Origin of the sequence: Streptomyces sp. ActVer, from assembly GCF_027270795.1 — a bacterium.
Classification (GTDB): domain Bacteria; phylum Actinomycetota; class Actinomycetes; order Streptomycetales; family Streptomycetaceae; genus Streptomyces; species Streptomyces umbrinus_A.
The window spans coordinates 1-10,466 of sequence record NZ_JAPWHT010000372.1; the positions used below are offsets into that span (position 1 = coordinate 1).

Here is a 10,466-nt window from a genome sequence, read left to right on the forward strand (position 1 = left end):
GGATCCGGGCGCGGAGGGCGAGGGCCCGCCGCCCCAGCGCCCGGATCCGGTCCACGACGTCGCAGGCGGCCTCCTTGTCGCGTACGTAGGTCAGGGCGACATCCGCGCCCTCCCGGGCGAGCCGCACGGCGGTCGCGGCACCGATCCCGCGGCTGCCGCCGGTCACGAGGGCCACTGTTCCGTTCATGGTTGCTTGTGAGGTCATGGGTCCATCCCAGCGGCCGCCCCGGCGGAATGCTGGCGGCGAACGGACACCGAGGTCGGGCGCGAACACCGCCGTCACCCATGCGGGGGCCACCCGGAACTCTCCCCTCCGCTTCAAGCGTTCTCCCGTCGTGACTCTTCAGCAAGAAATCGTCGGCAACGCCATGCAGATGGCGGTCGTCAGCCTGCAGCCCGGCCAGACGGTGTACTGCGAGGCGGGAAAGTTCCTGTTCAAGACGGCGAACGTGACCATGGAGACACGGCTCTCCGGACCTTCGGGCGGCGGCGGCCAGCCCCAGGGCGGTGCGGGCGGCGCAGGCGGTGGCATGGGCGGAATGCTGCGGCAGGCCATGGGCACGGCCATGCAGGTCGGCCAGCGCGCGCTCGCGGGCGAGTCGCTGGCGTTCCAGTACTTCACGTCGACCGGCGGCGAGGGCACCGTCGGGTTCGCAGGTGTGCTGCCGGGCGAGATGCGGGCCCTGGAGCTGGACGGCACGCGCGCGTGGTTCGCGGAGAAGGACGCCTTCGTCGCGGCCGAGTCCACCGTCGACTTCGGCATCGCCTTCCAGGGCGGCAGGACCGGCCGCAGCGGCGGCGAGGGCTTCGTCCTGGAGAAGTTCACCGGCCGGGGCACCGTGATCATCGCGGGCGCGGGCAATTTCATCGACCTGAACCCTGCCGACTTCGGCGGCCGTGTCGACGTCGACACCGGCTGTGTGGTGGCCTTCGAGGCGGGCATCCAGTACGGGGTGCAGCGCGTCGGCGGGCTCAACCGGCAGGGCGTGATGAACGCCGTCTTCGGAGGCGAGGGCCTCTCCCTCGCCACCCTGGAGGGCAACGGCCGCGTGATCCTGCAGTCGCTCACGATCGAGAGCCTGGCCAACGCCCTCAGAAAGGCCCAGGGCGGCGACAAGCAGGGCCCGACGGGCGGCCTGTTCTCGACGAACGCGGGCTAGCCCCGAAGGTGCGCGGGTCGGATCCGCGCACGTACGCGCGGGTCGGATTCATCGGCGGGCGGCCGATGAGTTGCGGGTGTCCAGAGGGTCTGAGCTGATGACAGGACACCCCGCTTCGGAAGAAGGCACGCCATGGGCAAGCTGACTCTCACCGCTTTCGTCACTCTCGACGGCGTCCACCAGGCCCCGGGCGGCCGGGAAGAGGACCGCCGTGACGGGTTCGAGCACGGCGGCTGGAGTTTCCCGTACGACGACGAGGACTTCGGGCAGTTCATCACCGAGGTCTTCGGCCGCGCGGGCGCCTTCCTGCTCGGCCGCCACACGTACGAGATCTTCGCCGGGTTCTGGCCGAAGGTGACCGACCCGGCCCACCCGGTCGCGGGGAAGCTCAACTCCCTGCCGAAGTACGTCGCCTCGTCGAGCATCACGCAGCCCGAATGGGCCGGTACGACGGTGATCGGCGGCGATCTCGCCAAGGAGGTCACCGCGATCAAGGAGAACACCGAGGGAGAGCTCCAGGTCCACGGCAGTGCCGCCCTCGCCCAGTCCCTCCTGGCGCTCGACCTCGTCGACACCATGCACCTGCTGTCCTTCCCGGTCGTACTCGGCACGGGCCGCCGTCTCTTCGCCGAGGGCGCCGTACCGACCGCGTTCAAGCACGCCGGCGCTCGGCTCACGAGCAAGGGCGTCGCCATCCACTCGTACGACCTGGCAGGACGCCCGGAGTACGGCACGTACGAACTGCCGGAGGGGAGTGCGTAGCGGCCGGGACGCTCCCGTGCGGGGGTCTCGTGTCGGAGGTTAACTCCCGGAAAACTCATCCGACTTGCGGGACGAAATGACCGTCCTTGGCATTGACATGCCATGGTCTACGCGCGTCATGCTAGAGGGCATGAGATTCCCCCCACGCACCACTCGCATCGGCGCTCTGGTCGCCCTCACGTCCGCCCTGCTCATCGGCGGCGCCGCCACCGTTCCCGCGAACGCGGCGGTGACCGCCGTCGGCAGCATCTGCTACGGATCGCTGCCGTCCCAGGCGCACGACACGCTCGACCTCATCGAGCAGGGCGGTCCCTACCCCTACTCCCAGGACGGCAGCGTCTTCCAGAACAGGGAAGGCATCCTGCCCTCGCAGAGCACCGGGTACTACCACGAGTACACGGTGATCACGCCCGGTTCGTCCACGCGCGGAGCGCGTCGCATCGTCACGGGCAACAGGAGCCAGGAGGACTACTACACCTCCGACCACTACGCCTCGTTCAGGCTGGTCAACTACAGCTGCTGACCGGGACGTGTCGTCCGCCGGAAGCCCGGTCCCTGCTCGTCAGGGCTTCCGGCTCTCGGCCGCCGCGAACAGCGCGAACGCCAGCACGAGCAGTGCGACGCTCCCGTAGATCTCGCGGCCGTCGAGGAAGTCGAGTCGCTGTACGAGGCCCCAGCCGCGCAGCCGGCCGGTGAACTCGTACACCAGGCCCGCCACGCCCTGAACGAGGGCGACCACACCGAGAAACTCCAGCACCTGCTTCATGCAAGGATCCTCGCCCCGCGGACCCCCCACTCTCATCGGCCGCGGGGCGAGGTACGCCCGCCGGAAGTCCCCGGCCGGCTCGCCGCGGCTGCGTCCAAAGTCTGTCGCGCGACGACTTTGGTCGGTGATCGGGCGGCAGGGGCGGTGCGAGCGGACAACGATGCGTAGATTTGTCGACTGTGAGTGATGTCGCGCCACTGCCGAAGCCTCCGCCCGTCCCAGGGCGCCGGTGGTTTCTGCCGTCGGCCGTCACCGCGGAACTCGACCCCGACCCCGACCAGTCCGGCCGGAAGAGGCGCCCCAAGCGCACCGCGCGCGACTGGCTCATCGACTTCGCCTGCTTCCTGATCGCCGTCACGGTGGGGCTGATCGGCGCGGACGAGATGTCCGGGAACACCGACATCCCGTACGCCCTGCAAGCCGTGGACCAGTGGCTCGGCGCGCTCGCCTGCGCGGCGGTCTGGCTCCGGCGGCGCTGGCCGGTCGGCCTGGCCGTGGCGATGGTCCCGGTCTGCTTCATCTCGAACACGGCGGGCGGTGCGGGCCTGGTCGCCCTGTTCACGGTCGCCGTGCACCGGCCCTTCAAGTACGCCGCCTGGACGGGCGGCGCCTCCGCGGCCCTGATGCCCCTCTTCTACTGGCTGCGCCCCGATCCCGAGGTCCCGTACATCCTGATCGTCGCCCTGGGCTGGCTGCTGACCGCCACGGTGGTCGGCTGGGGCACGCTCGCGCGCTCCAAGCGCCAGCTCATGCTGAGCCTGCGGGACCGGGCGCGGCGGGCCGAGACCGAGTCGGCGCTGCGGGCCGAGCAGGCCCAGCGGCTGGCCCGGGAGGCGATCGCGCGCGAGATGCACGACGTCCTGGCCCACCGGCTGACCCTGCTCAGCGTGCACGCCGGGGCGCTGGAGTTCCGCCCGGACGCGCCCCGGGTCGAGGTGGAGCGGGCCGCGGGGGTCATCCGCGAGAGCGCGCACGAGGCGCTGCAGGATCTGCGGGAGATCATCGGCGTACTGCGGGCCTCCGGTGACGGCGCCGAGGAGTCCGGGCGGCCGCAGCCGACCCTCGATGCCCTGGAGGGACTGGTCTCCGAGAGCCGTGAGGCCGGCATGAAGGTCACGTTGGACAACCGCGTCACGGACGCCGGCACGGTCCCCGCCTCCGTCGGCCGCACCGCCTACCGCATCGCCCAGGAGGGCCTGACCAACGCCCGCAAGCACGCCCCGGGCGCGGAGGTCACGGTCACGGTGGCCGGACTTCCGGGCGACGGTCTCACCATCTCCGTACGCAATCCGCCGCCGCCCGGCGATGTGCCCCATGTCCCCGGTTCCGGCCAGGGGCTCATCGGTCTCACCGAGCGGGCCACGCTCGCGGGCGGGCGCTTCGAGCACGGGCCCGGGGAGGACGGCGGCTTCCAGGTGAGCGCGTGGCTGCCCTGGGGGTGAGCATGTCCTCGGCCCGAGCCGGAGCGCGAGCCGGGCGCACGGCCGTGTCGGCCGAGTGAGGGGCACTTCCGCGGATGAGCTGGGGAAAAGCAGAAGGTCACGCGAAGAAGGGTCACTACGGTAAGCCCATGACTCCGATCCGTCTGCTCCTCGTCGACGACGACCCACTGGTCAGGGCCGGCCTCTCCTTCATGATGGGCGGCGCCGACGACCTCGAGATCGTGGGCGAGGCCGCCGACGGCAGCGAGGTCGAGGCGCTGGTCGACCGCACGCGCCCCGACGTGGTGCTCATGGACATCCGGATGCCCACGGTGGACGGCCTCGCGGCCACCGAACGGCTCCGGATCCGCAAGGACGCCCCGCAGATCATCGTCCTGACCACGTTTCACGCCGACGACCAGGTGCTGCGGGCACTGCGCGCGGGCGCGGCCGGCTTCGTCCTCAAGGACACCCCGCCCGCGGAGATCCTCGACGCGGTACGCCGGGTCGCGGCGGGCGATCCGGTGCTCTCGCCCACCGTGACCCGGCAGTTGATGGCCCACGCCGCGGGCACCTCCGCCGACACCCGGCGCACGAGCGCCCGTACGCGCGTCGCCACGCTCAACGACCGTGAGCGCGAGGTCGCCGTCGCCGTCGGCCAGGGCCGTTCGAACGCCGAGATCGCGACCGAACTGTTCATGAGCGTCGCCACCGTCAAGACGCACGTCTCCCGCATCCTCGCCAAGCTCGACCTCAACAACCGTGTGCAGATCGCCCTGTTGACGTACGACGCCGGACTCCTGGAGGGGGACGGGCACTAGCCGAGGACCGTGGCCGTTGGAGCGGACGGAGGGGGGAGCGCATGGTGGACGTGATCGATCTCGGGAAGTACGGGCCGGCTTTCACGGAGGACCCGCATCCGGTGTACGCGGAACTGCGCGAGCTCGGACCGGTCCACCGGGTGCGGCTGCCGGCGCCCGACGCGCACCACGAGACCTGGCTGATCGTCGGGTACGAGGAGGCGCGGGCCGCGCTCGCCGACCCCCGCCTGGCCAAGGACGGCCAGAAGATCGGCGTGACGTTCCTCGACGAGCAGCTGATCGGGAAGTACCTGCTGGTCGCCGACCCGCCGCAGCACACACGGCTGCGGTCCCTCATCGCCCGTGAGTTCACCGGGCGCCGGGTGGAGAAGCTCAGGCCGCGCGTCCAGGAGATCACGGACACCCTGCTCGACGAGATGCTGCCGCACGGCCGCGCCGACTTCGTGGAGTCCTTCGCCTATCCGCTGCCCCTCACCGTCATCTGCGAACTGCTCGGGGTGCCGGAGATCGACCGGGCGGCGTTCCGCGCGATCTCGTCGGAGGCCGTCGCGCCGACCAGCGGGGAGAGTGAGTACGAGGCGTTCGTCCAACTCGCCGCGTATCTGAACGACCTGATCGAGTTCAAGCAGAGCGCCGGGCCCGCCGACGACCTGCTCAGCAGCCTCATCCGCACGACCGCCGAGGACGGCGACCGGCTCTCGCCGCAGGAGCTGCGCGGCATGGCGTTCGTGCTGCTCATCGCCGGTCACGAGACGACGGTCAATCTCCTCGCCGGGGGCGTCCACGCGCTGCTCACCCATCCCGACCAACTCGCCGCGCTGCGGGGCGACATGACACTGCTCGACGGGGCCGTGGAGGAGATGCTCCGGTACGAGGGGCCGGTGGAGAACGCGACGTTCCGGTACGCGGCGGAGGCGTTGGAGATCGCCGGTACGGCTGTCGAGGCGGGGGAGGCGGTGATGGTCGGCCTTACGGCGGCCGACCGCGACGGGGTCCGTTATCCGGCCCCCGACCGGTTCGACATCCGGCGCGACGCCCGTGGCCACGTCGCCTTCGGCCACGGCATCCACTACTGCCTGGGCGCCCCGCTGGCCCGTCTCGAAGCGAGGGTGGCGCTCCGCACCTTGCTGGACCGCTGCCCCGGCCTTGCCCTCGACGGGCCCGCCGGCGGTTGGCTGCCGGGGACGCTGATGCGGGGGGTACGAACCTTGCCGGTCCGCTGGTGAGGATCTCCTGGGTGTCGTCGGGTGCGGGCCCGGCTGTGGCTGGTCGCGCAGTTCCCCGCGCCCCTAAAGACCTAGGGGTGCGGGGAACTGCGCAATCTTTTGGCGGGGGTTCGGGGGCGGAGCCCCTGAGTAAGGGACGGGATTGGGTAGGGGCGGCGGGGGCGGAACCCCTCAGTCACGCACCCCGCGATCTCCCCAAGCCGCACCACTCGGCGCTCGCGCCGAGACAACTCGCACGCCTCGGCGATCCGCAACGCCTGCAACGCCTCACGCCCGTCACAGGGGTTGGCCCGCTCCCCCCGCACGACCTCGACGAACGCATGCAGCTCAGCCTCGTACGCGGGCCCGAACCGCTCAAGAAACCCGGTCCACGGCTTCGTCGCGGCAGGCGGCCCGGCCGGCTCCGTGGAGGCGATCGGCGTACGGTCGTCGAGCCCGACCCCGATCTGGTCCAGCTCCCCGGCCAGCTCCATGCGCACGTCGTACCCGGCGCCGTTGAGCCGGGTCGCCGTGGCGGAGGCGAGCGTGCCGTCGTCCAGGGTGAGGACGGCCGCGGCCGTGTCGATGTCGCCCGCGTCGCGGAACATGGAGGGCCCGGCGTCCGAGCCCATCGCGCACACCTCGGTGACCTCGCGGCCCGTCACCCAGCGCAGCATGTCGAAGTCGTGCACGAGCGTGTCCCGGTACAGCCCGCCGGACAGCGGCAGGTAGGCGACCGGCGGCGGAGACTGGTCGGAGGTCATGGCGCGCACGGTGTGCAGCCGCCCGAGCGAGCCGGAGCGCACCGCTTCCCGCGCGGCCGTGTACCCGGCGTCGAAGCGCCGCTGGAACCCCATCTGCAGGATCGTTCCCGCAGTCTCGACCTCCGCGATGGCCGTTAACGTGTCCCGCAGGTCGAGGGCGATGGGCTTCTCGCAGAACACCGGAAGCCCGGCCCGTGCTGCCCGACCGATCAGTTCGCCGTGTGCCGAGGTGGCGGCCGTGATCACCACGGCGTCCACGCCCCAGGTGAAGATCTCGTCCACGCCGGGTGCCGCCGTGGCGCCCAAGCGGTCCGCGAGCCGACGGGCGCGTGCGGTGTCCGCGTCCGTGACGATGAGAGAGCCGCCGACTTCGCGGTGCCGGCTGAGGGCGGTCGCGTGAAATGTACCAATTCGACCCGTCCCGATGAGTCCGATGCGCATGGGACCAAACTGAGGGCGGACCCTACACCCTGTCAACGCTTTGTCCGGACAATCGAACCTCACAACTTCCCGTCATCATCCCCCGGAGCTACGCTCGGCCCCGTGCCCAAACCAGACGTGGACCCGACCGTGCCGCTCCAGCTCAGCGTCGACCGGAACAGCCCGGTGCCGCTGTACTTCCAGCTCGCCCAGCAGCTCGAAGCCGCGATCGAGCACGGCGCCCTGACTCCGGGCAGCCTGCTGGGCAACGAGATCGAGCTCGCCGGACGTCTCGGCCTGTCCCGGCCCACGGTCCGCCAGGCCATCCAGTCACTGGTGGACAAGGGCCTCCTCGTACGCCGTCGAGGCGTCGGCACCCAGGTCGTGCACAGCCAGGTCAAGCGACCACTGGAGCTGAGCAGCCTCTACGACGACCTGGAGGCGGCCGGTCAGCGCCCGGCGACCCATGTCCTCGTCAACACCGTCGTCCCGGCGTCGGCCGAGGTCGCGGCCGCCCTCTCGGTGGCCGAGGGCAGCGACGTACACAGGGTGGAGCGGCTGCGCCTGGCCCACGGCGAGCCGATGGCGTACCTCTGCAACTTCATGCCGCCCGGCCTCCTCGACCTGGACAGTTCGCAGCTGGAGGCCACCGGTCTGTACCGGCTGATGCGCGCCGCGGGCATCACCCTGCACAGCGCCCGCCAGTCCGTCGGTGCCCGCGCCGCCACGGTCGTGGAGGCCGAGCGCCTCGGCGAGCCCGAGGGAGCCCCGCTGCTCACCATGCAGCGCACCACCTTCGACGACACGGGCCGAGCCGTCGAGTTCGGCACCCACACGTACCGCGCCTCGCGCTATTCCTTCGAGTTCCAGCTGCTCGTACGCCCCTGACCTCGTACGACTCGGCGTGCGCCACATGCGCGCCCGGGTCGCCGTGACGTGCTCGCGCGGTACCCGCCGTCCGAATGGGTGATCGCCGTGTCCGATACTTGGTATCTCCATGTATCGGATTCAAGAAGGGCACGGCTTCGTGGTTCAAGTTCTTCCTCGGAGCGATGCTGCTCCTCGCGACCCTGCTGAACGCCTGGGTCCGCAAGCGCGCGGAGGCCACGAAGTGACGCGGAGCGGCGAGATGAACGAGGCCGCCGGGACGACGCGCACCACCGCGCGCACGGCCCTCGTCGAGCTCGACGACGTCAGTAAGTACTACGGCAACGTCCGCGCCCTGGAGGGTGTCTCGCTGGAGGTCCACGCGGGCGGGATCACCTGCGTCCTCGGCGACAACGGCGCCGGCAAGTCGACCCTGATCAAGATCATCGCGGGACTGCACCGGCACGACGCCGGCACCTTCCGGATCGACGGCGAGGACGCCCGTCCGGCGTCCCCGCGCGAGGCCCTCGACCGAGGGATCGCCACGGTCTACCAGGACCTCGCCGTCGTGCCCCTGATGCCGGTCTGGCGCAACTTCTTCCTCGGCTCCGAGCCGCGGAAGGGCAGGGGCCCCTTCAAGCGCCTGGACGTCGACCTCATGCGCAGGACGACCCACGCGGAACTCCTGCGCATGGGCATCGACCTGCGCGACGTCGACCAGCCCATCGGCACCCTCTCGGGCGGCGAGCGCCAGTGCGTGGCCATCGCCCGCGCCGTCCACTTCGGCGCCAAGGTCCTCGTCCTCGACGAGCCCACCGCGGCCCTCGGGGTGAAGCAGTCCGGCATGGTCCTCAAATATGTGGCCGCCGCACGTGACGCGGGCCTCGGCGTTGTCCTGATCACCCACAACCCGCATCACGCCTACCTCGTGGGCAACCGTTTCGTCCTCCTCAAGCGCGGCACGATGACCGGCAGCCACACACGCGACGAGATCACCCTGGACGAACTGACCCGCCAAATGGCGGGCGGAACGGAGCTGGACGACCTGCGCCACGAGCTGGAGAACTCCGCACCCTAGGGCGCCCCCCTCAGGGGCGCGGGGCTGTATCGGTGTGCGGCTCCGCCGCGTCGGCGCGACCAGCCACAGCGGTCCCGCGGACAGCGGACGGCGGGCAGCCTTCCAGGGCGGCTCCAAGCGCGGCGAAGGACGCCGCCGTGCAGCCAAACCCCCACGTGCGGCAGAATCGGCGCGATGAGCACCTACCGCGACCTCGCACTCCCCAGGGCGCTCGGCTCCGCCAGAGCCGCGGGCGCCCCCATCGGCTCCCGCCGGGCCACCGTCCTGCGCACCGTGGGCACACGCGAGCGCCGTTCACACCTGACGGCGCCGCGCGTCCCGACCGTCGGCATCGACATCGGCGGTACGAAGGTGATGGCGGGAGTCGTCGACGCGGACGGCAACATCCTGGAGAAGGTCCGCACCGAGACCCCCGACAAGTCCAAGAGCCCCAGGGTCGTCGAGGACACCATCGTCGAGCTGGTCCTGGACCTCTCCGACCGGCACGACGTGCACGCGGTCGGCATCGGCGCGGCCGGCTGGGTCGACGCGGACCGCAACCGCGTCCTGTTCGCGCCCCACCTGTCGTGGCGCAACGAGCCCCTCCGGGACCGCATCTCGGGCCGCCTCGCCGTGCCCGTCCTGGTGGACAACGACGCCAACACCGCCGCCTGGGCCGAGTGGCGCTTCGGTGCCGGCCGCGGCGAGGACCACCTCGTCATGATCACGCTGGGCACCGGAATCGGCGGCGCGATCCTGGAGGACGGCCAGGTCAAGCGCGGCAAGTTCGGCGTCGCCGGCGAGTTCTGCCACATGCAGGTCGTGCCCGGCGGCCACCGCTGCCCCTGCGGCAACCGCGGCTGCTGGGAGCAGTACAGCTCCGGCAACGCGCTGGTCCGCGAGGCCCGCGAACTCGCCGCCGCCGACTCCCCGGTGGCATACGGGATCATCGAGCACGTCAAGGGCGACATCTCCGAGATCACCGGCCCGATGATCACCGAGCTGGCCCGCGAGGGCGACGCCATGTGCATCGAGCTCCTCCAGGACATCGGCCAGTGGCTCGGCGTCGGCATCGCGAACCTCGCGGCGGCCCTCGACCCGTCCTGCTTCGTCATCGGCGGCGGCGTCAGCGCGGCCGACGACCTGCTGATCGGCCCGGCCCGCGACGCCTTCCGACGGCATCTGACCGGCCGCGGCTACCGCCCCGAGGCCCGGATCGCGCG

At 71.1% G+C, this 10,466-nt stretch carries 13 protein-coding genes; 10 read left to right on the top strand and 3 right to left on the bottom strand.

Features of this window, described 5'->3' with window-relative positions:
• On the bottom strand, positions 1-205 hold a 205-nt coding region (locus O3Q52_RS39935; protein WP_269653466.1), incomplete at its 3' end, for an SDR family NAD(P)-dependent oxidoreductase.
• 130 nt (positions 206-335) lie between these two features.
• Between O3Q52_RS39935 and O3Q52_RS39940 the strand changes: the two genes are divergently transcribed.
• The 3 genes from O3Q52_RS39940 to O3Q52_RS39950 all read left to right on the top strand — a co-directional run bounded on the left by O3Q52_RS39940 (position 336) and on the right by O3Q52_RS39950 (position 2,445).
• The gene (locus O3Q52_RS39940) at positions 336-1,160 is read left to right on the top strand and encodes an AIM24 family protein (RefSeq protein ID WP_269653467.1); all 825 of its coding nucleotides are present in this window, start codon (positions 336-338) and stop codon (positions 1,158-1,160) included.
• A gap of 132 nt (positions 1,161-1,292) precedes the next feature.
• Positions 1,293-1,922, top strand: coding sequence for a dihydrofolate reductase family protein (locus O3Q52_RS39945; RefSeq protein ID WP_269653468.1), 630 nt, complete (start codon positions 1,293-1,295; stop codon positions 1,920-1,922).
• A gap of 130 nt (positions 1,923-2,052) precedes the next feature.
• Positions 2,053-2,445 (top strand): ribonuclease domain-containing protein, encoded by a 393-nt coding sequence (locus tag O3Q52_RS39950; RefSeq protein WP_269653469.1) that lies wholly within the window; start codon positions 2,053-2,055, stop codon positions 2,443-2,445.
• 39 nt (positions 2,446-2,484) lie between these two features.
• On the opposite strand, the gene O3Q52_RS39955 is transcribed toward O3Q52_RS39950, so the two are convergent.
• Positions 2,485-2,688, bottom strand: a complete 204-nt coding sequence (locus O3Q52_RS39955) for a hypothetical protein (RefSeq protein WP_269653470.1) — start codon at positions 2,686-2,688, stop codon at positions 2,485-2,487.
• 179 nt (positions 2,689-2,867) lie between these two features.
• Here O3Q52_RS39955 and O3Q52_RS39960 point away from each other — a divergent pair, with 179 nt between their 5' ends.
• The 3 genes from O3Q52_RS39960 to O3Q52_RS39970 all read left to right on the top strand — a co-directional run bounded on the left by O3Q52_RS39960 (position 2,868) and on the right by O3Q52_RS39970 (position 6,156).
• Positions 2,868-4,130 (top strand): sensor histidine kinase, encoded by a 1,263-nt coding sequence (locus O3Q52_RS39960; RefSeq protein WP_269653471.1) that lies wholly within the window; start codon positions 2,868-2,870, stop codon positions 4,128-4,130.
• A gap of 128 nt (positions 4,131-4,258) precedes the next feature.
• Positions 4,259-4,930, top strand: coding sequence for a response regulator transcription factor (locus tag O3Q52_RS39965; RefSeq protein ID WP_269653472.1), 672 nt, complete (start codon positions 4,259-4,261; stop codon positions 4,928-4,930).
• Positions 4,931-4,971: 41 nt separating this feature from the next.
• Positions 4,972-6,156, top strand: coding sequence for a cytochrome P450 (locus O3Q52_RS39970; RefSeq protein ID WP_269653473.1), 1,185 nt, complete (start codon positions 4,972-4,974; stop codon positions 6,154-6,156).
• Between the two features lie 71 nt (positions 6,157-6,227).
• On the opposite strand, the gene O3Q52_RS39975 is transcribed toward O3Q52_RS39970, so the two are convergent.
• Positions 6,228-7,340 (bottom strand): Gfo/Idh/MocA family oxidoreductase, encoded by a 1,113-nt coding sequence (locus O3Q52_RS39975; RefSeq protein WP_269653474.1) that lies wholly within the window; start codon positions 7,338-7,340, stop codon positions 6,228-6,230.
• A gap of 129 nt (positions 7,341-7,469) precedes the next feature.
• On the opposite strand from O3Q52_RS39975, the gene O3Q52_RS39980 reads away from it, so the two are divergent.
• From O3Q52_RS39980 to O3Q52_RS39995, 4 genes are all read left to right on the top strand, one after another.
• Positions 7,470-8,207: a GntR family transcriptional regulator gene (locus tag O3Q52_RS39980; RefSeq protein WP_269653477.1), complete on the top strand. Its 738-nt coding sequence runs from the start codon at positions 7,470-7,472 to the stop codon at positions 8,205-8,207.
• 98 nt (positions 8,208-8,305) lie between these two features.
• Entirely contained in the window at positions 8,306-8,434 is a 129-nt protein-coding gene (locus O3Q52_RS39985) for a hypothetical protein (protein WP_269653478.1), read from the top strand.
• Between the two features lie 14 nt (positions 8,435-8,448).
• Positions 8,449-9,264, top strand: a complete 816-nt coding sequence (locus O3Q52_RS39990; RefSeq protein ID WP_269653475.1) for an ATP-binding cassette domain-containing protein — start codon at positions 8,449-8,451, stop codon at positions 9,262-9,264.
• A 174-nt stretch (positions 9,265-9,438) separates the two neighbouring features.
• Positions 9,439-10,466, top strand: a 1,028-nt coding sequence (locus O3Q52_RS39995; protein ID WP_269653476.1) for an ROK family glucokinase, incomplete at its 3' end; no start/stop codon positions are given.

Excerpts from the sequence above, each read along its gene's own strand:
- O3Q52_RS39945 (WP_269653468.1), top strand. The coding sequence starts at position 1,293 with ATGGGCAAGCTGACTCTCACCGCTTTCGTCACTCTCGACGGCGTCCAC.
- O3Q52_RS39950 (WP_269653469.1), top strand. The coding sequence starts at position 2,053 with ATGAGATTCCCCCCACGCACCACTCGCATCGGCGCTCTGGTCGCCCTC.
- O3Q52_RS39955 (WP_269653470.1), bottom strand. The coding sequence starts at position 2,688 with ATGAAGCAGGTGCTGGAGTTTCTCGGTGTGGTCGCCCTCGTTCAGGGC.
- O3Q52_RS39965 (WP_269653472.1), top strand. The coding sequence starts at position 4,259 with ATGACTCCGATCCGTCTGCTCCTCGTCGACGACGACCCACTGGTCAGG.
- O3Q52_RS39970 (WP_269653473.1), top strand. The coding sequence starts at position 4,972 with ATGGTGGACGTGATCGATCTCGGGAAGTACGGGCCGGCTTTCACGGAG.
- O3Q52_RS39975 (WP_269653474.1), bottom strand. The coding sequence starts at position 7,340 with ATGCGCATCGGACTCATCGGGACGGGTCGAATTGGTACATTTCACGCG.
- O3Q52_RS39990 (WP_269653475.1), top strand. The coding sequence starts at position 8,449 with ATGAACGAGGCCGCCGGGACGACGCGCACCACCGCGCGCACGGCCCTC.